Consider the following 25,436-nt stretch of genomic DNA (forward strand, 5'->3'; position numbering starts at 1 on the left):
CTGGTTACATTTGAAACCTGTTATTTATGCGCGTATTGCTTACCATAATCCTCGTGTTATCTCATGTCCTTGGTTGGGCCGGTGAGCCGGTCCGGCTGACCAGCCCCCATCAATCACTGCAGGCTGAATTATCCATCGCCGAAGGAAAACTCCACTATCGTTTGAAGGCGGGCGATCTCGTATTGGTGGAAGACGCTGCATTGGGTATCGTGGTGGATGGGAGGAGCGTGGGAACACGTGTGGAGGATATCAGTCTGTTTCGTCGCCAAGGGATTTATGAAGTGAGACAGTCTCGCTTTGGCGATCAGCGGGCAAGCAGCCATTGCATAGAATACATTGTACTGGTGCGTCAACTGGCTATAACGGATACCGTTATCTTCCGTTTGTTTGATAATGGCTGTGCATTCCGGTATCTACCTGCCGGTGAGTTGCAGGAGCGGGTGCAGGAGGAATTGACCACATTCAATTTTCCTGCGCAGGCGCGTGTCTGGTATTTCGAAAGGAATAATAACTGGAAGTTGAAATCCTATGCCGGCCTCTGGCAGCAAACAACTCCCGATCAACTGCCCACGGTTTCTTCCCAGGGACCGATACAGGGAAAACCCCTGGTGGCTGAGCTTCCAGGCAATAAGTTCATGGTCATCACCGAGGCGGCGTTAAACGGCTACAGCGGCATGCGCCTCAAGGCTATTGGGAACAATACTGTACAGGTGAATTTTACTGAGGGCAATGCTGGCTTTACCATTCACAAAAAACTATCGACACCCTGGCGGGTGATCCTGTTTGCGGATGGTCTCGATCAGCTGGTCAACAATAAAGTGATTGCACTATTGAACCCTGTACCCGATCCGGCGCTTTTTGCAGACCGTTCGTGGATCAGACCGGGTGTTGCGGTGTGGAGCTGGATCTCGCGTAAAGAGGAACTGTACATGGAGCCGGCAGAGGAGAAGCGTTTCATCGATGCTGCTGCGAAGCTTAATTTTCAATATACATTGATCGACGAAGGCTGGGAGACCAAATGGCGGGATAAGTGGAAGCAATTGGCTGCGCTCAGCCATTACGCCGCTAATAAGAAGATCGGTGTATGGGTGTGGAAGCATAGTAAGGACCTGTTGGATACGTTACAAAGAGATCGTTTCCTCGACAGCATCCGGCGTAGTGGGGCAGTGGGTATCAAAACCGATTTCATGAACAGTGAAGACAAAAGCTTCATTGATTTTGAGATAGGCTTGCTGCGGGCTTGTGCTCAAAGGAAGTTGCTGGTCAATTTCCATGGTTGCCAGGCACCCACCGGCGAAAGCACGACCTATCCCAATGAACTTACCCGCGAGGGCATCCGCGGCATGGAACTCAATATCATGAATGAGCCCATTCCTGCCTGGCACAATGCCGCGCTGCCGTTTACAAGGTTGCTGTGCGGCCATGGCGACTATACGCCTGCCTTCTTCAGCAACCGGGCTAATACTACCTATACCCATCAGCTTGCGTTGTTGTACTTGTTCGACTCGCCGTTTCAATGCATTGCAGAAAATCCGGTTGAGTTACTGCGGCAACCTGTCTATAAAGCAATACTGCCGCTATTGAAAACTTTACCGACTACCTGGGACAGTACCATTGTGCTGCCGGGCAGCGCCATCGGTACATGCGCGGCCTTCGCACGCCGGAAAGGCAATACCTGGTACGTGGCGGTGATCAATGGCGCTGATCGTGAGGTGCCTTTTCAACTGGATGCGGCATTTGCCGGAAGTCCGGTAAAAGGTACTGTAACTGTGATCCAGGACGCGCCAGATGGGAAAGGGTTTGTGCACGCTAAGCAGTTACCCAACCCTGGTAAAAATTCATCCTTCAGCATACCTGCCAATGGCGGTCTGGTGATCCAAATAAAGCAATGACCGGTTATGAAAGGAAGATTTTTGTGCTATTGTTTGCTATTGCTTGTTGCCCATATCCCTGTTTCATTGCGGGCCCAGGTTACTGTGACTATGGATAAGAAGGAACTGGTCATCAGCAGGGGTGGGCGTGACTATCGTTTCTTACCGGTATTTACCATTCTCTATAATGCTACCGATCCGGGTATGGCACTGAAGCCGACCGGACTACAAAAAGTAGAGTACAATGTACTGACCTGGAAAGTGAGTGACAGCGTTCGATATGATTTCAAACAGAAAAAGATTGGTGCCGCCATGGCAGGGGATGGGTTTGATGACCGAATCCTGCGCGCGAAAGCTGAATGGCGAACCGCGAACATATACCATGCCGGTGATCGTACCGTATTGGCGGCTACAGGGATTAAAAAGGTGAAGGATACTATTCTTTTCATCTTACCGGCTGCGGCTGATTTTACTTTGTCCGCTTACCTTTTAGAGAACGGTCCGTACCCGTCTTTGCACTTCTCCTTCAAGCCTCATAAGCCCGGCTATTACAGCGTGGGCTATTCGGGCGCGCCTGCCTTTGCGCCGGACGCAGTAGCGGGTATCTGGCAGCCGCTGATCTGGCAGGAAAAGCGTATCCCTGATGGCGCTTATTGTACGCCTGCCTTCATGGCCACTTTGCCATCGACGTTTGTCAATGACGGCGTCAATACCCTAGGGGTGTTAGCGGCGAGTAAAGAATTGCCTTTTCAGCCGCTTCCGACACTGCCCAATAGCCGCTTTGGTGTGGCGTTGGTGAACGAGAAAAAGCAATTGCAGCCGCAGCTCTATGCTCCTTTACCGGGTGGATACCTGTCGAAGATGGGACCGGGGGAATCGTTTGATTTCAGTTGTTATCTCGTGGTGGAACCAAAGACGATCAACCAAACTTATGAGCTATTGGCAAGAAAGGTTTTTGGTTTCCGTGATTACCGGTACAATGATATTGCGTCGCTGAATACGGCGCTGGACAATATGGTGGATTATTCCCTGTCGCACTATGCGTGGTTCATAGACAGTCTCAAGGGTTGCGCCTATAGTACCGATGTGCCTGGTGCGGTGAAGAACGTGTCGAGTCTGAATCCGCTGGAACTGGCCATCGTGCGGGATGATTCAGTGATGTTTGAAAAGCGGGCTTATCCATTGATGGAGTTTATGCTGAGCCGGGAGAAGTTTCTGTTTGCATTGGACAGTACGCAAAAGATACAAAGTCCCAGCCGTAAGATGAAGGGGCCCATTGCGCCCATCTCAGAATTGCTGGCTTTGTATGATGTGTTCGGAAAAAAGAACCCTTTCTACCTGGCCATGGCAGAGAAAGAATACCAAACGACGCGTGTTCGCAATATGGAGTACAAGGAGGTGGGCAGGAACTGGATCAGCGATATGTGGCTGTATAAGGCTACGGGCGATCAACAATACCTGCAGGCCAGCATGAAAGGTGCTGATCAATACCTTTTACAACGGATCGACCGGCCGCAGACCGCTTTCAACGATCCTATGCAGACCGGTTATTTCTTCTGGCCCACTTTCACCGGCAGGTGGATCGAGTTCCTGCAGTTATACGAACTGACGGGTGAGAAACGATACCTGCAGGCTGCCCGGGAGGGTGCGCGCAACTATACGATGTTTACCTGGATGAGTCCGGCTGTACCAGATAGCATGATCACCGTTAACAAAGGTGGTAAAGCGCCAATGTACTGGTACTTGCGCTCTAAAGGGCATACACAGATGTATTACCCGGAAGAACAGGCGCCAGCCTGGCGGCTGTCGGAGATGGGGCTTACCCCGGAATCTTCCGGCACATCGACCGGGCACCGGGGCATCTTCATGAGCAATTATGCTCCCTGGATGTTGCGGTTGGGATACTATGCGAAGGATAGCTTCCTCGTACAGGTGGCCAAGGCGGCCATCATCGGGCGTTACCGGAATTTTCCGGGCTATCATATCAATACGGAAAGGACCACGGCTTATGAGCAGCTCGATTTTCCCCTGCATGAGCACAAGGAACAGAGCGTGAACTCCTTTCATTACAATCATATACTGCCCATGGCGAGCATGCTGCTCGATTACCTGGTTACCGATGCCTTTGTACGCAGCAAGGCGCAGATCGATTTTCCTTCAGAGTACATGGAAGGGTATGCTTATCTGCAGAACAAATTATACGGTGCACAAAAAGGCAGATTCTATGCTGACAATGATGTGCAGTTGTGGATGCCGGCCCGTTTGTTGAAGATCGCCAGCAACGAGCTGAACTATATTTCAGCCCGCAAGGGTAATTCGCTTTACCTGGCTTTCGCTAACCAATCTGGCAAAGCGGTAACAACAACGGTCAGTATCGATCCGGCACGTGTACAACTTCAGCGCGGGAGCGGGCTCAGGTCATTCACCGGACCACAGCAGGCGAAGATCAAGGATGGCAGCTTTGTGATCACTGTTCCGGCGAATGGGCTGGCTGCCGTTCAGATAGAAGGAGCTGTAATTCGTTCGTCCTTTCAGCAAGCGTTGCTGGATTCAAACTACAGCGCCACCGGAAAGGATTACATAAAACTGAAGAGCGGCGGAGCGCATGCGATGCTGATGCGCCTCGGTCGATACGACAGGAGACTATATGTGTACCTGGAAGCCGATGATAATAAGATCAGCAAAGCGACTTTGGTTTGTACCAAATCGGATGGTGCGCAAATAACGATCGTTGATACGGCGTATCCATTTGAATTCACTGTTCCGGTAGCACAACATGGAGCGGTTCGTTTTGATCTCTCGTTGACGGGTGTGGATGGGAAGGTGCAGCAAAGCGAACAGGTGATTCTTGGAAATTAACCTTATTCAAATATTTATAACTGGTAAAGATGAAAGTAGATAAGAACAGTTCTGGTAGCAAGCGCTCATTGATGAATAAAAAGATGGAAGCCGACCTCGTCGTTGTTGGTGGGGGGCTTTCCGGTGTTTGCTGCGCGATCACGGCAGCAAGAGAAGGTTGTAAAGTTGTACTGGTGCAGGACAGGCCTGTGCTGGGTGGCAACAGCAGCAGCGAAGTGCGGCTCTGGGTGCTGGGTGCTACTTCGCATATGGGCAATAACAACCGCTGGGCCCGTGAAGGGGGTGTGATCGACGAGATACTGGTAGAAAATACGTACCGCAATCCGGAGGGCAATGCCGTGATCCTGGATATGCTACTGCTGGATAAAGTAATTGGTGAGCCCAATATCACGTTGCTGCTGAATACGGCTGTGTATGATGTAGAGAAGAGCAGTGCCGATACAATCAGCTCTGTGAAAGCGTTCTGTAGTCAAAACCAGACTGAATACCTGTTATCCGCTCCGCTGTTTTGCGATGCGTCGGGTGATGGGGTAGTGGGTTTTCTGTCGGGCGCCGCTTTTCGCATGGGAGCAGAAAGTAAAGAAGAGTTTGGAGAGCAATTTGCGCCGACGCAGGAATATGGAGAACTGCTGGGACATACTCTTTATTTCTATAGCAAGGATACGGGCCGTCCGGTCAATTTTGTTCCTCCTGCCTTTGCACTGAAGGATATCACGCAGATACCACGCTTCAAATCGTTCAATGCACAGGAATTTGGTTGTAAGCTCTGGTGGATCGAGTATGGCGGGCGATTGGATACGGTGCACGATACGGAGCAGATCAAATGGGAGTTGTGGAAAGTGGTATACGGGGTATGGAATTATATCAAAAACTCAGGGGAGTTTCCGGAGGCTGCCAACCTCACCCTCGAATGGGTGGGTACGATACCTGGCAAAAGGGAAAGCCGCCGTTTCGAAGGCGATTATATGCTGATACAACAGGATATCGTTGAGCAGCGCACACATGAGGATGCGGTGGCCTTTGGTGGCTGGAGTATCGATCTGCACCCCGCCGACGGTGTGTTTAGCGAAAAGCCCGGTTGCAATCAATGGCACGCAAAAGGTATTTACCAGATTCCTTATCGCTGCCTGTATAGCCGGAATATCGGCAACCTCTTCCTGGGGGGGCGTATCATCAGCGCTTCGCATGTGGCGTTTGGTTCTACCCGGGTAATGGCCACAGCTGCCTATGCTTCTCAGGCGGTGGGCATGGCTGCAGCGCTTTGTAAGGAGGAAAATCTGCTACCTGCCGATATCATTCAGAAAGGACGTATCGGCACTTTGCAGCAACGATTACAGCAGACTGGTCAATTTATTCCCGGACTGGTGCTGGCCGACAATGCCGATAAAGTTCAATTGGCCCATATCGAAGCCAGCAGCGAGCTGGTGTTGGAGGAACTGCCCGAAGAAGGCTTCCTGAAACCGCTGACGTTTTCATTGGCGCAAATGATTCCCCTGGAGGCCGGCCAGGTGGAGCCCTTTATCGTTCATGTGCAATCAGAAACCAATACCCAACTGGAAGTGGGGCTGCGCATCAGCAGTAAGCCGGGTAATCACACGCCCGATATCACCCTGGCTCAACAGGTGCTGGATATACAACCGGGCCGCAATTGCCTGCAGATCGCATTCGACGCCGTCATGGAACAGCCGGGTTATGCATTTCTAACCATTATGAAGAATCCGCTGGTGCAGTTGCATCATACGAGGAAAAGAGTAACAGGTATACTTTCTGTTTTCAATACCATCAACAAGGCTGTTTCCAACTATGGCAAGCAGACGCCACCCGAGGATATCGGCATGGATACTTTCGAGTTCTGGTGTCCGCAACGCAGGCCCGAAGGGCATAATATCGCTTTCAAATATCCCGCTGGATTGAATGCCTTTGCTGCTGACAATATCCGCAATGGTATCGATCGGCCAACCGATCATCCCAATGCCTGGGTGGCGGACTGGAGGGATCCTAATCCCCGGTTGAGCATCAGTTGGGAAGAACCAAAGACCATCAGCCGGATCGATCTTTTCTTTGACGCGGATTACGACCATCCCATGGAATCTGTATTGATGCACCATCCGGAATCGGTGATGCCTTTTTGTGTACGGAATTACCGTATCAAAGACGGTGCGGGCCATGTACTTGCGGTGGTGGAGGGCAATTACCGCACCCATAACGTGGTGAGACTGGAGAAGCCTGTTGTGGCAGAAAAGCTAATCATCGAGTTGGAGCATCCATCCCCTGAAGTGCCCGCTGCCTTATTTGCTCTAAGGTGTTATTGATAAGCGCTGCTTGAAAAGAGACCCTAAGACTAATATTCTTTGTGATGGGCTCTATATTTATGTATGTTTTTCACGCCAGGTGGCTTCTTCCTTTGGTGTGGAGGCATCTTTTAATAGTAAAAGTTTGTACCGTATAGTTAAATTTACACTACAAGTAAATACGGGAAATGGACGTTTTCAGCAAACAGGCAGCTTCAGAACTACAAATCTGGCAAAAGCAAATGCTGCGAAGGCCCTCTTTCTTTAATAACCTTTCCAAGCTGACGCAGGATAAGATCAACTCGTGGATACCCGAAAAGATACATAATGCAGTGACCGTTGCTATCAAGCAAATGATAAGGGGCGTATTGTTTGGTGCCAAATACACAACGGCCGATCCGCTGGTCAATGCAAGCTTGCAACTTCGGGAAGCAAGGATAGAGGAAAAGATCAAATTCTACCGGACCACTGCGGCAGTAGAAGGAGGTATAACCGGGGCTGGCGGTATTTTATTGGGGCTTGCTGATTTTCCTCTGTTGATCGCCATTAAGTTAAAATTGCTTTTTGATATTGCAGCTGTTTATGGATTCAATACCGATGATTACAGGGAAAGAGTATACCTGCTTCATATCTTCGAACTGGCATTTTCAAGCCATGCTCACCGGAAAAAAGTTTATCTGAAAATGGAAGACTGGGACCAGAAAAGCAAGCAGCTTCCAGAAGATATAAACCAATTTGAGTGGAGAAAATTTCAACAGGAATACAGGGACTATATTGACCTGGCCAAGATGGCACAATTGGTTCCTGTTATCGGTGCGCCGGTAGGAATATTAGTTAACTACAGGTTGATCAAAAAACTCGGGCATACAGCGATGAATGCATACCGGATGAGGTTACTTGATAGCCCTGTTCATTCATAGCGTTTCAATCATTCGTCCCGACAAAAAAAGAAGCCAGCAGTACCGCTGCGGGTTTTGTGTTTTCCGGATCATGCTCCGGCTATCATGGCCCCGGAAAGTTTTCTATAACATGCAGACCATGCCTCTTTTAATTCTTCGTTCCAGTCGTTTCCGAGACCATGTTCAAGTGTCCATAGCAAGGCGTTTCCTACCATTTTGTAATGCGCCGGAGTGGCTCCGTATTTAACATGACGAGCAGCCATTTCACTTATTTCCGTGGAGATCACGTCCAGGTTATCGAGCCGGGCCACGATCAGGCTCAGCATATCCATCAATTTTCGATATTGGGCATTCATGTCTGTGCCAAACATTCTCCGCAGTGACGGGCTAATATCGAATAGTTTGCTGTAAAACACGTCACCTACGATCTCTGGTTTAATCTGCTGAAATAGACGCCAGCTTCTTTTGATTAATTGTATTTCTTTTTGTGTCATCATTTATCCATCCATTTTTTCAATAAAGGAGCTTTTTCCCGGCTTACATCAACTTCCAGTTTCAAAGGCGATTTTACCTGGATCGTCAGCTTTTGATTGCCAACGGGCTTAACAGATTGGATGGCATTGATATGAATAATGGCATGCCGGTTAGCCCGAAAGAAAAGGCGTGGATTCAGTACTTCCTCGATGTCATCGAGTGCGGAGAAATCGTAAATATGCTTTTCCCCGCCAAATGTGTATATGTAATTCAGGTTGTCTTTTATAAATACGGCGATGTTGCTGGTTTCAACAGGGGTCCACTTATTGTTGGTATTGATAATAAAACGCTCCTTGTACTGTTGCTTTGCTGAAGCGGGATTGGTGAAAAAGTCCATCAGGTACTGCATGTCTACCGATTCGGGGAAAGCGCCAGCCCGCTGGTTCCGTACTTTGTCTATTGCCCTTTTGAGGTCTTCTTCCTGAACGGGTTTTAACAAATAGTCAACCCCATTTACCTTAAATGCCCTGATTGCATATTCCTCGTAAGCAGTACAAAATATGATGGGGCATTTTAATTGAAACTGTTCAAATATTTCAAAACTAATACCGTCACTTAGTTTTATATCCATAAAAAGGATATCGGGCTCACTGTTGGCGATAAACCATTTTCGGGCGGCCTTCAAACTGGGAAGAATTTCAAGCACCTCAATATCAGGCGCAACAGCACCAATCGTTTCCTGCATTTCGGCTGCAATCAATTGCTCGTCTTCAATAATTACTGCTTTCATGATCTATAACAAGGGGATTTTTACAATGAAGTACTTTTCGTCGGCTGTTATTTCTATAGGTTTTTCGCTATAATACCTGTATAAGGTTTGTAAACTGGCAAGCCCCTTTTTATTGCTGGTTTCTACCATATGGTACTTTTGCAGGTTGTTTCTAACAACAACATACTCAGCATCTATATAAATATCTATAACAAGCGGACTGTCTTTATCGGTTGTATTGTGTTTAATAGCATTCTCAACAAGGTTTTGTAAACTCACCGGCGCAATATACCTGCCATAGCTTTCGGCTGGAATAGTAATGTTTGCCTGAAGGCCTTCACCAAATCGTGTTTTTTGTAAGTCAATAAATACCTTGACGAACTCAAGTTCTGAGTGTAATGATACCAGCTCCTGGTCGCCGCTTTTCAATACATACCGGTATACTTTACTTAGTCCATCCAGAAAGCCTGTTGCCTGCTTGGTGTCTGATTTTATCAAACTACGTAAGGACGTTAAAGAGTTGAATAAAAAGTGGGGGTTTAGTTGCTGTTTTAAACTCTCGTATTGTACCAGGGTTTTTTCCTTCTCCAGTGCTTCCGCTTTTGTTTCCAATAGAAGGATACGCCGTTGTTTGTTCATTCTGTTGCGATAAAGTGCATACAATAACAAAGCAACTGAACCGGAAATCAGCATCCAAAACCATGTTGTTTTGTAGAAGTGCTTTTTAATGGTAATCGTGAATTGTTTTCCCTCCACATGGTCAAACTTATTACGCATAGCTGCTTTGTAAAGAAAGGTGTAACTGCCGCCAGGTATGTTTGTATATACCGCTTTGGGGTCAGTAGTGTAGTGCCATTCTTTTTCAAATCCCGATAGTTTGTAGGCAAACCAGGTTTGTGACGGGCTGCTATAGTTAAGTGCTTCGAGGTACAGGGTGAACGAGTTCTGCCTGGCATTCAGGTGCAGTTGACTACCCATTTCCTTATCGACCCACTTTTTTTCAGACTGTACTTCAACAGAGGCTATGTAAAAAGGGATCTTATTCTCCTCCTTTTTGAATTCCGACGGCCGGAACTTAATAAAGCCTTTGGTGGTGGGCATTATTATGATATCATCCAGCTGATACCCTGCGTGTTCTGTAAATGCTGCACTGGTGAGTCCCGAAGCCTCGTCGAAATAATAAAGATTTTGTCTTTTTTCATCCAGCATATACAGGCCGGCGGCGGTTCCAATCCATAACTGGTTTGTTGTATCGACAGCCAGCGATGTGGCAATATTGGTTTTTAATCCCTGGCTTTCATTTATCCAATAATACTGGTCTTTCTCCAGGTCAATACCCGTTACGCCATTGAAGGTGCTAATCCAAACTACGCCTTTTTTATCTTCTTTAATATCGATGACCAAATTGCCGATGATTGTCTTACGGCTACTGTCATTATTTTCCCAGAATTTGCATACGCCATTTTTTTCATCAGCCATAGCCAGCCCGTTGCCATAACCAACCCAAATACGACCTTTACTGTCATTATAAACAATGCGCGCCGAATAGCCAGTGAACTTTTTGAGCAGCGGGTGATTCCGTACACTATAAAACTTATTGACGCTTTCGCTATAGTAATATAAGCCGTCGTACCGGTTGGTGCCAAACCAGATACGTCCTTTGCGATCCTTGTTTGCTGTAAAATAGAACACCTTGGGGATAGAGTCTTTCTCGTCAAAAAAAGTCATCTTTTTGTTCTTCGGATCATAACAGTTAATGCCCCCTGCGGTGGCAAGCCATACTCTGCCATCATCGCCAATTTCAAGCCCGCGAACCGAATTATTATAGATGACGTCTTTCTTATTGGGTTCATTTCTCCAAACGCTCCAGGTATTTTTTCTGGGGTCATAGTAGGAGATCCCAAGGCCCGTGGAAAACCAATAGTTTCCACCTTTATCCTGGCGTGCAATACGACTTGTTTGAATCCTTTCCTTTTCGGGAAAGGGAAGTAATGTTGAAAAAAGGTTTTTATCCGGGTAAAAATAGCTGCATCCTCCTACCTTGCCGATCCATAACCGTTCATCAGCGTCTGAAAACAGGCAAATCAGTATATAGTCCGCATTATAGGTGTCCTTATTCCTATGGTTAAGATAATGATTTACTTGTTTGGTTGCCGGTATGTATTGGAGCAGGCCCGCCACATTGGTTGTGATCCAGGTATTGTTTTTTGAATCGCAGATGAGATCGTTGTAAGAAATTGTTTTATTCAAAGATTTGATGGAAGGATGATCTGAAATGACCTCCGATTGGCCATCTTCACGATGATGTCTGACCAATTTATACTGCGAAAAATTGCTTAACCATACGTAGCCCGTTTTGTCGACCATAATGCGGTTGACGGTTAGTTGACTCAATACCGAAACTGGATTAAATACAGCCTGGTTTGTTTCGCTGTTGTAGGCTATATATCCTCCCTTACTTCCTATGTATAGCAGATCGCCGCTTAAGAATAATGAATAGGTGGGGTGTTGATGGATGGCCGCATTTTTATCTTTAAGATCGGTTAGTTTCTCCTGTACGGTGTTGTACTCGTACAAACTTCCATTACAAATAAGAAATAGCCGATTATTAGAGGATGCGATCAGTTTCTCTATAAACCAGTTTTGCAAACGGGGATGCTTTTTAAATTGATTGGTCGGAAAATCAAATTCGTACAGCCCGTTGTCGCAGGCAAACCACAGCCGTCCATCAGGTCCGCTGGTAATTGAATAAGGAATACTGCCGGGTGCTGAAGTGCTGTCGCCATGTTTGTGGGTAAACCTTTCAATAGTAGTACCATTAAAGCGATTAAGTCCGCCCTGGGTAGCAATCCAGATGTAGCCGTATTTGTCCTGATTTATGGAGGTTACGTTGCCGTCATTTAACCCGTTTCTGACGGTTATATCATGAAAGTAAATATCGGCTATTTGAGCGTAGACACTCAAATGAACAAACAGCCCTATTAAGCCACCAAGCAGGCACCGGAAATTCTTCATTGCTTTAGTAAAATGAGAAATGTACCATAAAATACGAATGTATATAAACAAGTGCACCGGAAAGAAAGCGCGAGGGGAAAAAGTCCGTAAAACGGATAAAAAAGCCTTTGAAGTGCGGCCGGGATGATTAGTCGGTGGCATGCGTGTGCCATTCATATACAACGCCGGTAGTTTTTGTAAAGACAGGGGTCTTTTTTCATCAAATCACTTCATCGCAGGGTTTATCCGTTTGAAGGCATTGAATAGCGCGATGGCTTAACTCCGTTTGCATGCTTTTTCTGGGAAGGCAATCTTTGTCCTATCAAAATAAAATGACATGAAAAAAGTACACCTTTTCCTGATTGCTTTGCTTATAACAACTATCGCAGCCGCACAAACTCCTCAGTTAATAAACTACCAGGCTGTGGCGCGTAATAACAGTGGTCAGGCACTGGCCAATCAAACCATTAAGATACGCATAAGCCTGAATGCAGCAGATGCAAACAGCGCCATGACCTTTTACAGCGAAACAAGAACTGTTACGACAAACACCCTTGGGTTGTTTAATGTTCAGATAGGGGCATCCGGAGCCAGTTCTACCTATGGCAATATCAGCAATACAGAGTGGACTGATGGCAGCAAAACACGTACTATAAGGGTTGAGTTGGATGTAAACAATAGCGGCGTTTTCACCGATATGGGTAGCCAGCAACTGGTGTCGGTTCCGTTTGCATTAGCCGCTAATACAGCAGTGAATAGCACTAAAATTGGCGGCCGTACAGTAGATGCAGTGTCAGCCCCAACTAATGGGCAGGTATTAACCTGGAGCTCAGCCGCAGGCAAATGGCAGCCTTCAACCATTGCTTCTTCTGCCCCTGTATTTAAGGTATTTACCGGCCAGGTAAACAATATAATTGCCTCAAGTCCCAACTGGATCTTTATTGGCCAGTCGCAAGATATTACGCTTAATGCCGGTCAATATATTGGCGCCAATTTTTCTGCAGTCCTGGGACTTAATTCAGGAACTGCAAACCAGGTGTCTCTCTGTGCCTGCTATCAATCTTCAGGTGGAGGAACCATTTCGCCATTTACTCCTACCACTTTCATGGAAGCACCAATAACCGCAACCAGACTGACTTTTAGTTTCAGCGGAGCTGTAGTTCCTGGATCAGGTACTTATAAGGTGGGCGCTTGCGTGCGCAATAATTCGGGCGTCGCACTTAACGGCAATGACTACTATAGCGGTTATATACAAGCATTTTGATTTTTGAATGATGCCAGGACCTATAACTTATTCTAATAAACAAATAAGCTATTACATGATGAGGGTAGTAACGAAATGTAACACCGTTGTTCTATTGATGCTGGTTTGCACGGCAGCATCAGCGCAACAACTAAGTATACAAACCACTAATAGTGCCGGGCGAAGCCATAGTGCAGGCAGCATTTTACTCGAAGATGCGGTGGGTGGCCTTGTGGCGGAGGCTGTAAACAGTAATGCCATCATGTATACGCCCGACTTTTTACAACCCGTTGCAGGCACCACCACCAATATTCCTACCGTCGGCAACGTACAATTAGGCAGCGGATTTGCCGGGCTGGATAATGGCGGCGGCACCTTTTCCCAAAATGCCCTCCTGCTTGAATTTACTGTGGGTGAAGTTACCAGCATCAGTTTGCAGCAACAGAACAGTTTGCTTACACAGGGTATTTTGCAGCCCTTCGCTTTAACCGCTTTACCAGTAATGGGATTGGATTTTTTTGCCAGCCGAATAAACAGCAAAGAGGTGCGGCTTACCTGGAAAACCGTTCAGGAGATCGATAACAAAGGCTTCTTTGTTGAGCGGAAAATAGATTCGGATACCGGTTTTGCCGTGGTTGCTTTTGAAAGGACGAAAGCCCCTAACGGTACGAGTATTTTTCCTAATGAGTATGTGCTTTCGGATGCCAATAATTTCACTGGCCGAACTTATTACCGGTTGAAACAGCAGGATATCGATGGCCGGTTTTCCTATTCTGTTATCCGGTGGGTGACAGGAGAAGCGAATAAAAGCATTCACTTAAAAGCATGGCCGGTACCTGCCATCAATTATTTCAATATAAGCCTCTCAGGTATCGAAGAGGATGTTGTACAGGTATTTGATGGAAGTGGAAGACTGGTGAGGTCATTTATGATTACGGCCGCAAAGCCGCAGCAGGTAAATGATCTTAAGCCGGGCGTATACATACTGAAAGTTTTGAGCGACCGGAATATCAGCCAACGAGTAATTGTGCAGTAGTTCGTGGGGGGCCGGCAACTTAGTATTGCAGAGATGCTGTTTAACTGTTAAATGCTTACATCTCATGAATTTATAACGTAACTTAATATGTGTTCAAAGTTCTGTTAGCTTACTGCTGTACCGTGTTTATAAAACAAACACTACTATGCAAAAGTCACACTCACCGGTAAAGCCGGCAAAGAAAAATGACAAGAAGCTGGGATCTACGTCTCCTCAACAAATGGCTAATCAAGAACCGGAATATACTTCGTGGGTAGGTAAAATTCCACATATAGAACCAGGGGTGTACTCGGATGGTCTGCCATATCCCGACTTCAACTACCTTGCGTTTAAGCTCATTCTCAAACCCAACCGGTTTATTTCAAGGGATAGTTTGTTCGACTTTGCACGCGTGATAAAAGCACCGGCCGCTACTTATGGGGTTGATTTTAACGTGAGCAATTATATTGATGAGCCAACGAAGATCCGGGAGATTATTTTTATTGACACCGACGATTTCAGGCTATACAATAACTCTTTCATCCTGCGACGTCGTATAACTTACGTAAACGGCTTCCCGGAAGGCGATCCGGAAATTGTGTTTAAATTTAGAAATGCGGATCTTCAAACAACTGCTGAAACCGACGTGCGGCCCCAGATACAGGGAGATTACCAGGTTAAATTTAAATGCCAGGTATTGCCGTTAAAAGAGAAACTCGGCGGCGTGCGAATCCTGTATTCGAACAATGTTCAGTTCCCCCGCAAGAATGTCACCCAAAGTGATGCCCTTTCATTTGATGTGTTAACGCAGGTGTTTCCGACATTGGAGAAGCTGAAACAGGAGGAAGGTGAAAAGATAAACCTCGTCAATGGCGCCATTATAGAAGAGGTGTTGCAGGATATTTGCCTGCTGGATTTTGGTGAAGGCATTACAGCGAAAGCGAACGTCGGTATTTGGCGCACGCGCGGAGAACACCGGCCGCTTATCGGTGAATTTGCTTACCAGATTAAGTTCAAAGACAGAAGGGAGCTCAATCGTGAATCCATGAAACGTGCCGAAGCATTCTTCCTGGCACTCCAATATTCGGCCAAAGACTGGATAGCTTTGAATGCCACGAAAACAGGTGTTGTTTACAAACTCCTCGGCAACGCATCTAAATCCAACGAATAAAGAGTATGGCACGTCGATCATCACAAAAGGCGGAGGCATTGATGAAACGGCTCGGCCTTTCATTCGACCATATACTCGCCATGCGGTTCGCTGTCAATGTAGCTATTGCCACCTGGATCACCTGGACCACCCTGCGGCTTTTGGAAGATACCAATCCAATTTGGGCCATCGCCTCCATGGTGGCTGCATCTGATCCGCAGCCAGTTGAGGCGCGGAAGATGTTTAGGGCGAGAATCATAAATGTTCTTGTTGGTTGCGCCGTAGGCCTGCTCTTTCTACTGCTGGGCGGCGCCAAAGATTGGCTGCTCCCGTTGGCGCTGGGTACCACGGTACTTATCTCTTCTTATGTCGTACGCATTAAAACCATGTGGCGGCAGGCGCCTATCACAGCTGCCGTAGTCATTGCTGCGAGTATCAGGCACGGAGCTTCTGCAGAAATGGGTCTCCGCTACGGACTGCATAAGATTGGTGAAGTGATTTTTGGTTGCCTGGTAGGTTTACTGGTAAGTTTGGCCATGTCAAAGGTCTGGCTTATTCAGCCTTCATCAGACGCGACGAAACCCTGACAGAGGTCGCAGCGTCAATGCACTATTTTACGTACTTACCCATCCAAAACATCGGTTGCCGGATTGCATAAATCTACAGGCTGTTTGTCAGTAGTAAAGCCTGTTTAGTGCCCAGGAAGCGGTTGTTCATGAGATTCTTGTTTTAATCTGATTTTTGGGAGATATTTAGATACCTTCAAAGAGCTGTCTTTAAAACGAAGGGAACGTCTATATGTCTCCCAAACTTCTTTTTACCGCTCGTTGTTTTTTCGCATTATCGCTGATCGTCTTCGGTGTTCAGCAGTTTGCATTGGGTAAGCTGGTAGCCGGAAGGCCGTCGGTGCTGGCGAGCCTTATTTCGGGTGAGGATGTCGTCGCGTATATCGTCGGCGTTCTACTGGTATTGACGGGCCTGCTGGTATTGGTTGGCCGGTTTTACCAATACGGCCTGATAGGCGTGGGTAGCTGGCTGCTGGGCGCAGCTGCCTTGCCCAACCTGGTGCAAACGATCGCAAAAGCCGACTACGGTGCCTTGCTCACCTGTACCGGCAAAGCACTAACCCTGGGGTCGGGAGCTTTCCTCGTATTGGCAAGTTTTTATAAAGGAGCGGCGCCCCTTGTTGGCGCTAAACCTGCTGTCGATGCACCTTTGCCTGTTGCCACACGAACGCTTGCAGGTGCCCCGGCTTTCTTTCTCCGCCTTGGTGTCCTTTGCCGCTTTTGCTTCGGCCTCTTTCTGCTGGCCAGCGGCATCCAGCATTTTCTCTTCGTCGATTTTGTAAAAGCATTGATCCCTGCCTGGATACCCGGCGATGTTTTTTGGGTGTATGCGTCGGGCGTTTTTTTGATCGTTGCGGGTGGTTGTTTCCTGGCCGGCTGGCAGCTGAACAGGGTAGGGAAGACGGTGGCTGCCGTGATCCTCGGATGGTTTTTAATACTGCATCTACCGAGAGCGATTGGTCCGGATGGCAATGCCAACGAGTGGACCGCCTCCTTTGAAGCACTTGCTTTCAGCGGACTTGCTTACTTGTTGTCTGTGCCTGCTTTCTACGTTATGTCCCAGCCCCGGATATAGCTGGTGAGTCATCTCCGATCTCAGTTACAACCCTATTATATACGGCCCGTAGTCAGGAGAAATAAATTGGTCGTTTTCCCGCCTTAGCTTATATTTAAGTAGCGATTCTTCTTTTACAGTACCGGTACCATTTCTGTGCACTTCAAAGTGGTATCGGCAAATAGGAACTGCAACCCGACCAATGCGATGAATGCTTACCATTGCAGATATTCGTTTTCCATTGGTTTTTCCTTTCCGGTTGACAGGTATTGAACAGAGCCCATTCCCGATGCAAGTTTTTCCTTTACTAATTATTAATCCTGCCCCGTTTGGATGAATTGGCGGTAAGTCCTTTTGCCGTTATTACTGTACACTATTAAAAAATACATTATGGCAGATCAGAAGAGTACCTATCAGCAAACAGCGTTGGGTGATGTGGCAGCGCGGCAGTTGGCTATTGCTACCCGTACCGTTCCGCAAATGGTAACCATCAGTCCGCGTTGGCTTACCCGCCTGTTGAGTTGGGTGGGCGTAGAATCCGGCGTGTACCGGTTGAATAAGGTAAAGGATGCCGGCGCCATCGTGGTGGATTGCTCGGCACGCGACGAACACATATTGCCGCAAACCTTTGTCGACTACATCGAAAATCCCCGGGAGTACAACCTGGCGGCTGTGCAAACGATCGTCGATGTCCACACCCGGGTGTCGGACCTGTACAGCAAGCCTTACAACCAGATCAGCGAACAATTGCGCCTCGCTATTGAAACCATCAAGGAGCGGCAGGAAAGTGAGCTGATCAACAACAAGGAATACGGCCTGCTGCACAGCGTAGCAGCCAGTCAGCGTATCAAGACCCGCACCGGGGCGCCTACCCCCGATGACCTCGACGCACTCATTGCTTTGGTGTGGAAGGAGCCCGGCTTCTTTCTATTGCACCCACAGGCGATAGCTGCCTTTGGCCGGGAATGTACGCGCAGAGGGGTGCCGCCACCAACCGTATCGTTGTTCGGCTCACCGTTCATCACCTGGCGGGGTATCCCGTTGATCCCATCGAACAAGCTCCCCATAGAGAAGGGTAAATCAAAGATCATTCTGCTGCGCACCGGCGAAAGCCGCCAGGGGGTAGTGGGATTATTTCAACCTGGCCTGCAGGGTGAGCAGTCGCCCGGCTTATCGGTCCGTTTTATGGGCATCAACGACAAGGCTATTGCTTCTTATTTAGTATCACTGTATTGTTCTCTGGCAGTGCTGGTAGATGATGCCATCGCTGTATTGGATGATGTTGAAACCGGCCATTACCATGAATACAAATATTAACCAGTCAGATGTGCCCGACGAAGCTGCGCTCCAGCAGCTCGCCAATGAGCTATTTCGTCAGTCTGAAGCCAGTGAGGGAGTGCCTGGCTTGCCGGTGCTGCCGCCGCAGCACATTCCTGCCTCGGTGGCCGGTAGCGGTCAATCGCCTTCCGGCATCCTTCATGGCAACAACATCAATTTCGAGAACCCGCAAACAGGTTTTCCCGATAAGAACCTGCAGGAAGCCGGTGTAGCGACTATGCCGGGTGACAGCGTGTATTCACCGGCACACAAGTTGAAAGAATACCTGCCTTACGAGGCAGACCCGGCCTATATGTTCAACCTGCAGGCAATATTGTCCCTGATCCCTTCCAATACTACATTGGCGCCTCAATTGCCGGCATGGCCGGCAGATGCCGGTAATATTTGGGCGCATGCACCGGGCTACTATTTCCTGGAAGACAAAACAGCTACGGCCGGCGCCTGGGGATTCGATGCGAATGCTATCAAGAAGGATTTTCCGATCCTTTCCGAAAAGGTAAATGGCAAACCACTGGTATGGCTCGATAACGCAGCCACGACGCAGAAGCCCCGGCACGTTATTGAACGGATCAGCTATTTCTACCAACACGAGAATTCCAACATACACCGGGCAGCCCATGAACTGGCGGCGCGCGCCACCGATGCCTATGAACATGCCCGGAAAAAAGTGCAGACCTTCATTCATGCCGCTTCGCCCAATGAGATCGTGTTTGTTCGTGGTACCACTGAGGCAATCAACCTGGTGGCCAAGAGCTGGGGTGATCAGTACCTGCAGCCGGGCGACGAGATCGTGATCACCCATCTCGAACACCATGCCAATATAGTGCCCTGGCAACAGCTGGTCGCTAAGAAAGGGGTAAAGCTGCGGGTAGTGCCGGTTGATGATGACGGACAGGTATTGCTGGATGAATATGGAAAGCTATTGAACAGCAAGACCAAACTGGTCGCTTTTACTCAGGTATCGAACGCGCTGGGCACCATAACGCCATCAAAGATCATCATCGATATGGCGCACCAGGCAGGAGCCAAAGTATTGCTCGATGGAGCTCAGTCGGTATCTCACATGCGCACCGATGTACTGGCGCTGAACCCCGACTGGTTTGTCTTTTCGGGCCATAAGGTATTTGGGCCCACGGGTATTGGCGTTTTGTATGGTAAGGAAGAGCTGTTGAACCAAACAGAACCATGGCAAGGAGGGGGAAACATGATCAAGGATGTCACGTTTGAGCGCACCCTGTATCATAATGCGCCCGGCCGATTTGAAGCTGGCACCGGCAATATTGCGGACGCAGTGGGTTTAGGGGCGGCGCTTGATTATGTTAGCGGGCTTGGTATCGACAATATTGCACTGTACGAACATTTCCTGTTGGAGTATGCTACCGGATTACTGCAGCAGGTGCCTGGTTTGCGACTGGTCGGCACGGCGAAAGAAAAAGCCAGTGTGCTGTCGTTTACATTGCAGGGATATTCCAACGACCAGGTAGGGCAGGCTTTGAACCAGGAAGGTATTGCCGTGAGAACAGGCCATCATTGCGCCCAGCCGATCTTGCGCCGGTTTGGCCTGGAGAGTACCGTACGTCCTTCGCTGGCTTTTTACAATACTTGTGCTGATGTGGACCTGCTGGTGGCCACCTTAATGAGAATGAAGCGTGGTGGGTAATTAAATTTTACCGCCCGGGGCGCCCTTTCTACATTTGCGCCCTTACGTTAACACCACGCTTCTATGGAATATTCAAAAAGCTACACCGTTAAAGACGAGCACATCGATGTGCAAAACATCATGGATGGGCTGTATTACCCCTTTTACATGGAGTATTGCCGGCACGATTTCATCAAGGAGGTGCTGGGTTTCGATTTCGAAGAAGAGGCACGAAATGGCGTGAACATGGCGCTATCGAAATATTCACTCCAGTTCGTACGGTCTTTGAAACAGGGCGACCAGTTTATCGTTACCTGCAGCCCCATGTTGGATAAGAACAATAAGTCTGTACTGCATTTCCGCCAAACCATCATGCTGAACAATAAAGTGGTGACCAAAGCTGTCTTCTCGGGCACCTGCGTGAAGGCCAGTGGTGGCAGGCCCTACCTCCCGGAAAACCTGCTGGAGAAACTGGCCGGCGCCCCCGAATGGGATGGTGAACTGTAGCCAATTACCGTGAAAAAGCGGTTGCGCTTTCCAGAGAAGTTATGGCCCTGCATGCATGCAGGCAGTGTATAAATAAGGCTAGCAACTACTGCTCCAGCCGATGCTTGAGATTGGCCAGGCTGGTCTCCAGATCCCGGCCTAACGTTTTTTCTACATTGGTGAGCAAAAGAAAGATATTCGCGGGATACTTCAATTCACTGCTGAAGACCCACTGCACCGTCGTGGACTCAGCTTTGTTGATGGAATTGGCAGCTGCCCCTGTTGTCATCAAACTATGGGCAATGCCTTTAAAGGGGCGCCTGAATCTTACTTCTGTATTCAATTGTTTACCATCTACTATGCCGGTGATCTCCTGTTCGCCGGCACCGGCTTTGTTGTTGCCATCCCAGCCATACACAAAGCCGGTAGTTCCATCATTACCGCGGAATTCCTTTTTCATGTGCGGGTCCATCATGACCCATTTGCTGTATTGTTCCTGGTTTTTCAGATGGCGGATATAGTTGAACACTTCCTGTACGGGCCTGCCGATGGTAACGGTGCGTTCTATACGGTAGGCTTTCCTGGTAAATAGTGCTGCGAGAAATAGGATGCATACAAGGCCGCCGATGATGGCGAGCAGGGTGAGTAGAATGTTCATGATTCAATATTTTAAAGCGTGAATAATAGTTTAGCGGTTGCTGCCAATGGCAATGGCATTCCTGGCAACGGCGATCAGCCAGGCGCAGTTGGTAAGCAGCAGCAGGCGGTTGGTCCAACCGAGATAACTGGTTTCGATGAACTGCCCGCCCGATTGCGCAAACATGGCGAAGGTGGCGGCAAACATCAGCAGCAGGCTGATCCAGATGGCATGTGCAAAGCGAACCAATGGTGTCCCGGCCGTTCGCCATTGCTGGTTCTTTTTTAAGCTATAACTGATGAGCAGCGCGGCGATGGCCTGTCCGGGTAAGCCGATCATGGCGGCAAGACCGTGCAGGCTACCCTGCAAAGTAGGTTCGGCCGGTGGGGCGAAGGGGTCATCTATTACACACAAGCCGCCAAGGAGCAGGGCGATGCCGGTAACATACAACAGGCCCAGACCTACGCTCCCTGCGGTAGTTGTAACCTGCGAGCGGATGGACCAGCTCAGGGATAAGCAGCTTAATGACCAGGCAAGGAAGGCGCATTGCATGATCCACCCGTGCGGCGGCCGGGCATATTCGCTCAGCATATGGCCGGCAGGCGAAAGATCGCTTTTGATGAAGTGTAGCAGGGCTACGAGAATAAGCGCCAGGCTGGCGGCGGTAGCGGCCATTCGGGCGGCCGTCTGGGCAATAGAAGTTCCTGTCCTCACCGGCGATGCGGTGAGGTACTTGTTTGCTGTTGTCATGGCTATAAGTGTTTGGTGAAGTTTATTGCGGGTACGTGAAGTTGATCATCCACTGTACGCCAAACTGGTCGAGGCACATACCGAAATAGGCGCCCCAGAAGGTTTTTGCCATCGGCATCTCGATTCGGCCGTCATCTGACAGCGCGTTGAAGAGTTTGTCGGCCTCCTTCTCGCTGCCCGCCTGCAGGCAGATATGGTAGTTGTTGCCGAAGGTGATATTGCTTTCCATTTTGGTAACGATATCCGATGCCATCAGCTGGAGGTTGGGGGAAAGTGGCAGGGCTATATGGATGAGCTTCTGTTTGTCTTCTGCCACCATTTTTTCGCTGCCGGGCACATCGCCGTATCGCTGTACCATGGTGAACTCACCCCCGAATACTTTCTTGTAAAAATTCATGGCCTTTTCGGCATTCCCGTTGAAGTGCAAATAGAGATCGACATTTTTCATGGCTGTGTTTTTTGATTGCACAACAAAAGTAGGTGACATTCCCCCATGTGTCCATAGGTAAATACGACATTCTGCCTATGCCAATTGCGACAAGGAATACCCTTAGTTTTGTACAAATAATCAGCATGAAGCACGTTTCCATACTGGCGCTCCGGGATTCCAATTTCGCATCGATCGTGGATGCCAGAAGCGTATTGCTGAAGGTAAATGAGCTGCTGGCATTAAACCACCAGCCTAAGGCATTTGACGTGCAGATCGTAGGCATGCAGGGCGACACGAGTTTGTCGGACGGGCTTTACAGCATTCATCCCGAGGTGATGACCGATGCGCTGAAAAAGACCGAACTGATCATCATCCCGGCGCTCGAGGGAGATATGATGAGCGCAACACACAATAACCGGTTTTATGTAGACTGGATCGTGAAGCAGTACAAGAAGAATGCGGAGATCGCTGCGCTTTGCACGGGTGCTTTCATGCTGGGTTTTTCGGGATTGTTGCGCAATAAGAAGTGCACTACGCATTGGCAGTATGCCAATGAGTTCCGCTATTTCTATCCAAACGTGGAATTGATCGATGAAAAGATCATCGTGGAGCACAATGGACTGTATTCAAGTGGTGGCAGCAATGCTTACTGGAATCTGTTGCTGTTTTTGGTAGAACGGTTTGTGAGCCGGGAACTGTCGATCCAGGTGGCAAAGTATTTTGTGGTGAACCTCGATAAAGTAAACCAGACGCCCTTTATCATCTTCAATGGGTTGAAGGATCATGAGGATACGCTAATCCTGCAGGCGCAGGAGTTTATTGAAGCCAACTATCCGCAAAAGATCACGGTGGATGAACTGGCAGACAAGCTACACCTCACGCGACGCACCTTTGAACGCAGGTTCAAGAAGGGAACGCATTGTTCGGTCATCGAATACCTGCAGAAAGTACGGATCGAAGCCAGCAAGAAGGAGCTGGAAACCGGACGTAAATCGATCGACGAGATCATCCTCGAAGTGGGTTACTCAGATGCTCAAACTTTCCGCGACATCTTTAAACGGGTTACGGGCACCACGCCGGTGGAATACAAGAACCGCTATGCGCGGTAATCAGGCCGGATCCCGTACACCGCTGTAATAGCCTTCGTTTATTTCTTCACGCTCGCTGCATCTACTTTTTTAATAAAATCGATTACCCCGTTCATAAATACTCTCTGATCATCCCACATACTCAAATGGCTTCCATTGGGACAAAACAGGTAAGTGCCGTTCTGCACTTGCGTACTCATCCATTTCATGTGTTCAGGATCCATGGTATCGTGTTTGGCGCCCACCGTGAGGGTGGGTACTTTGATCTTTGGCAGATCGGCCCGGCGATCCCAATTGGCCAGGCGGCCACCAATGCCAAATTCGGAAGGGCCCTGCATCAGCGTATAGATGGAGTTATTGAGGTGTTTGAAACTACGCATCACAGGTTCCGGTAGTTCGGGCAGGCGGCAAATGTGCTGGTTATAGTAATTGGCCATCAGCAGTTCCATGTATTTAGGGTCCTGGAAGGCTTTGCGGGCTTCCAGTTGACGGATGGTGTCGAGCACTTTGGGGTCCATTTGTTGGGCCAGTACATTCTCGGCGTAATTGCCGTATTCCGGACAGCTAGCCATCATGTTACAAATCAGTAATCCTTTCAGGTTATCCTGGTATTTGAAGGCATACTCCAGGGCCAGCATACCGCCCCAGGAATTCCCCAATAGAAAGAAATTGCTTTTGTCGAGCGATAGCGCTTTCCTCACTTGCTCCACTTCGTCTACAAAATGGTCGATGGTCCATAAGCTGCTATCGGTGGGCTGATCGGAATAGTAGGAGCCCAACTGGTCATATTCATAGAATTCGATGCCCTGCCCGGGGAAATAGCTTTCAAAGCATTCCATGTATTCGTGTGTCATAGCGGGGCCGCCGTGTAACAGGAGAACTTTGATGGAGGGATTGTTACCGAATCTTTTGGTCCACACCTTGAACGTGCCAATTGGCGTTTGTACGGGGATCATTTTTATGCCTGCATACCGTACGCCGGTATCTCCGGTATTGAAGTCGCTGGATGTGGCCGTTGCTAGCTGGCTGTTAGGTTGCTGACAGGCAAAAATTAGCAGGGTCATGGCCGTGAGCAGACCCGGGAAGATATTGCGCATGAGCAGTAGTTTAAAGAAAGATACGGAATTTAAGCAAGTTGCTGGTTAAGAGTAGAAGGAACGAATGAAGGTTCTTCGGGTTTGTCTTCATTGTGCAGTACTACTCCCGTATTTTGGGCTTTGATCAGCGTAATGGCCCTGGCCCATAAGATTTCGTTTCGAACGGGTATGGTAAAATAACGCATTTGGTAGGCTCCGAAGTTATCCAGGTAATAAATAGTGAATTCCGTTGCTGGTATTTCATTTCTGTCCCATTCTTCCTCTGTCTGAGGCTGCTTGATGAAAGTAATGAGCTTAATGTCCCTAAAACGGATCGTTGCATCTCCTGCCATGGTTGATCGTAGATAAAGACAATGATCATCGAAACTCGCTTCAGTGTGCCCAACGTAGTCACTCAAAGCAAACACTACAAGGTACACAGAGAGGAAAAGAAAAGCTATATAACAGGCATTGTGTGGATCGGAGATCAGTAGTCCGAGGAGTAATAGGAAAATTCCGGATGGGATCCATGGAAAACGGCTTTTGGGGCTGGTAGCCAGTATCATCATGCACAAAATTTGCCTTTTTTTCGGTTACTGCAAAGGATACACGTGTATTAAGTTTTTGTTACCACGGCGCCGGTCTGTCCGCGAGATCATTTTGATGCCTTGCCTGTTCGCAGACCAGTGCGGCTAATGCGACCGGGAGTTGTGGACAGGCGTTTAGGCAACGAATGTAACTTATTGGCAATATAATGAGACGATATGGGGCCAGCACCGGTGGGTAATGATTTACATTCACCGGAAA

The 25,436-nt window shown here is 48.4% G+C and carries 21 protein-coding genes; 13 read left to right on the forward strand and 8 right to left on the reverse strand.

Annotation, left to right across the window (positions count from 1 at the left end; all coding sequences use genetic code 11):
• Window positions 1-26 precede the first annotated feature (26 nt).
• The 4 genes from P2H89_RS29935 (at window position 27) to P2H89_RS29950 (ending at window position 7,941) form a co-directional block, all read left to right on the forward strand.
• The gene (locus tag P2H89_RS29935) at window positions 27-1,892 is read left to right on the forward strand and encodes a glycoside hydrolase family 97 protein (RefSeq protein ID WP_275834141.1); all 1,866 of its coding nucleotides are present in this window, start codon (window positions 27-29) and stop codon (window positions 1,890-1,892) included.
• Between the two features lie 6 nt (window positions 1,893-1,898).
• The gene (locus P2H89_RS29940) at window positions 1,899-4,730 is read left to right on the forward strand and encodes a hypothetical protein (RefSeq protein WP_275834143.1); all 2,832 of its coding nucleotides are present in this window, start codon (window positions 1,899-1,901) and stop codon (window positions 4,728-4,730) included.
• A 29-nt stretch (window positions 4,731-4,759) separates the two neighbouring features.
• Window positions 4,760-7,042, forward strand: coding sequence for an FAD-dependent oxidoreductase (locus P2H89_RS29945; RefSeq protein ID WP_275834145.1), 2,283 nt, complete (start codon window positions 4,760-4,762; stop codon window positions 7,040-7,042).
• Window positions 7,043-7,209: 167 nt separating this feature from the next.
• Window positions 7,210-7,941, forward strand: a complete 732-nt coding sequence (locus P2H89_RS29950) for an EcsC family protein (RefSeq protein ID WP_275834147.1) — start codon at window positions 7,210-7,212, stop codon at window positions 7,939-7,941.
• A 68-nt stretch (window positions 7,942-8,009) separates the two neighbouring features.
• Here P2H89_RS29950 and P2H89_RS29955 read toward each other — a convergent pair whose 3' ends face one another.
• The 3 genes from P2H89_RS29955 to P2H89_RS29965 are packed head-to-tail and all read right to left on the reverse strand — an operon-like array spanning window position 8,010 to window position 12,178.
• Entirely contained in the window at window positions 8,010-8,417 is a 408-nt protein-coding gene (locus tag P2H89_RS29955; protein ID WP_275834149.1) for a globin family protein, read from the reverse strand.
• The gene (locus tag P2H89_RS29960) at window positions 8,414-9,184 is read right to left on the reverse strand and encodes a LytTR family DNA-binding domain-containing protein (protein ID WP_275834151.1); all 771 of its coding nucleotides are present in this window, start codon (window positions 9,182-9,184) and stop codon (window positions 8,414-8,416) included. Before P2H89_RS29960 ends, P2H89_RS29955 begins: the two co-directional genes overlap by 4 nt.
• A gap of 3 nt (window positions 9,185-9,187) precedes the next feature.
• Window positions 9,188-12,178, reverse strand: coding sequence for a sensor histidine kinase (locus P2H89_RS29965; RefSeq protein WP_275834153.1), 2,991 nt, complete (start codon window positions 12,176-12,178; stop codon window positions 9,188-9,190).
• A gap of 316 nt (window positions 12,179-12,494) precedes the next feature.
• Between P2H89_RS29965 and P2H89_RS29970 the strand changes: the two genes are divergently transcribed.
• The 8 genes from P2H89_RS29970 (at window position 12,495) to P2H89_RS30005 (ending at window position 20,669) form a co-directional block, all read left to right on the forward strand.
• A complete protein-coding gene (locus P2H89_RS29970; RefSeq protein WP_275834155.1) occupies window positions 12,495-13,421 on the forward strand; it encodes a hypothetical protein in 927 nt (308 codons plus the stop codon).
• 55 nt (window positions 13,422-13,476) lie between these two features.
• On the forward strand, window positions 13,477-14,436 hold the full coding sequence (locus P2H89_RS29975; protein ID WP_275834157.1) for a T9SS type A sorting domain-containing protein: 960 nt from the start codon (window positions 13,477-13,479) through the stop codon (window positions 14,434-14,436).
• Between the two features lie 145 nt (window positions 14,437-14,581).
• The gene (locus P2H89_RS29980) at window positions 14,582-15,586 is read left to right on the forward strand and encodes a hypothetical protein (protein ID WP_275834159.1); all 1,005 of its coding nucleotides are present in this window, start codon (window positions 14,582-14,584) and stop codon (window positions 15,584-15,586) included.
• Between the two features lie 5 nt (window positions 15,587-15,591).
• The gene (locus P2H89_RS29985) at window positions 15,592-16,152 is read left to right on the forward strand and encodes an FUSC family protein (RefSeq protein WP_275834161.1); all 561 of its coding nucleotides are present in this window, start codon (window positions 15,592-15,594) and stop codon (window positions 16,150-16,152) included.
• Window positions 16,153-16,363: 211 nt separating this feature from the next.
• The gene (locus P2H89_RS29990) at window positions 16,364-17,206 is read left to right on the forward strand and encodes a hypothetical protein (RefSeq protein ID WP_275834163.1); all 843 of its coding nucleotides are present in this window, start codon (window positions 16,364-16,366) and stop codon (window positions 17,204-17,206) included.
• Between the two features lie 369 nt (window positions 17,207-17,575).
• Window positions 17,576-18,502, forward strand: coding sequence for a family 2A encapsulin nanocompartment shell protein (locus P2H89_RS29995; protein WP_275834165.1), 927 nt, complete (start codon window positions 17,576-17,578; stop codon window positions 18,500-18,502).
• Entirely contained in the window at window positions 18,486-20,183 is a 1,698-nt protein-coding gene (locus P2H89_RS30000) for a family 2A encapsulin nanocompartment cargo protein cysteine desulfurase (protein WP_275834167.1), read from the forward strand. Before P2H89_RS29995 ends, P2H89_RS30000 begins: the two co-directional genes overlap by 17 nt.
• A gap of 63 nt (window positions 20,184-20,246) precedes the next feature.
• A complete protein-coding gene (locus P2H89_RS30005) occupies window positions 20,247-20,669 on the forward strand; it encodes a thioesterase family protein (RefSeq protein WP_275834169.1) in 423 nt (140 codons plus the stop codon).
• 85 nt (window positions 20,670-20,754) lie between these two features.
• Here the strand turns inward: P2H89_RS30005 and P2H89_RS30010 are convergent, their stop codons facing one another.
• Genes P2H89_RS30010 through P2H89_RS30020 form a run of 3 tightly spaced genes read right to left on the reverse strand, consistent with a single transcriptional unit; the run spans window position 20,755 to window position 22,483 of the window.
• The gene (locus P2H89_RS30010; RefSeq protein ID WP_275834171.1) at window positions 20,755-21,306 is read right to left on the reverse strand and encodes an SRPBCC family protein; all 552 of its coding nucleotides are present in this window, start codon (window positions 21,304-21,306) and stop codon (window positions 20,755-20,757) included.
• Between the two features lie 30 nt (window positions 21,307-21,336).
• Window positions 21,337-22,035, reverse strand: a complete 699-nt coding sequence (locus P2H89_RS30015; RefSeq protein WP_275834173.1) for a DUF998 domain-containing protein — start codon at window positions 22,033-22,035, stop codon at window positions 21,337-21,339.
• A gap of 22 nt (window positions 22,036-22,057) precedes the next feature.
• The gene (locus tag P2H89_RS30020) at window positions 22,058-22,483 is read right to left on the reverse strand and encodes a VOC family protein (RefSeq protein ID WP_275834175.1); all 426 of its coding nucleotides are present in this window, start codon (window positions 22,481-22,483) and stop codon (window positions 22,058-22,060) included.
• A gap of 125 nt (window positions 22,484-22,608) precedes the next feature.
• Between P2H89_RS30020 and P2H89_RS30025 the strand changes: the two genes are divergently transcribed.
• Entirely contained in the window at window positions 22,609-23,574 is a 966-nt protein-coding gene (locus P2H89_RS30025; RefSeq protein ID WP_275834177.1) for a helix-turn-helix domain-containing protein, read from the forward strand.
• Window positions 23,575-23,612: 38 nt separating this feature from the next.
• Here the strand turns inward: P2H89_RS30025 and P2H89_RS30030 are convergent, their stop codons facing one another.
• Window positions 23,613-24,650 (reverse strand): proline iminopeptidase-family hydrolase, encoded by a 1,038-nt coding sequence (locus P2H89_RS30030; protein WP_275834179.1) that lies wholly within the window; start codon window positions 24,648-24,650, stop codon window positions 23,613-23,615.
• 29 nt (window positions 24,651-24,679) lie between these two features.
• Window positions 24,680-25,198, reverse strand: coding sequence for a hypothetical protein (locus tag P2H89_RS30035; protein ID WP_275834181.1), 519 nt, complete (start codon window positions 25,196-25,198; stop codon window positions 24,680-24,682).
• Window positions 25,199-25,436 lie beyond the last annotated feature (238 nt).

Source organism: Paraflavitalea sp. CAU 1676 (assembly GCF_029223285.1).
Taxonomy (GTDB): Bacteria; Bacteroidota; Bacteroidia; order Chitinophagales; family Chitinophagaceae; genus Paraflavitalea.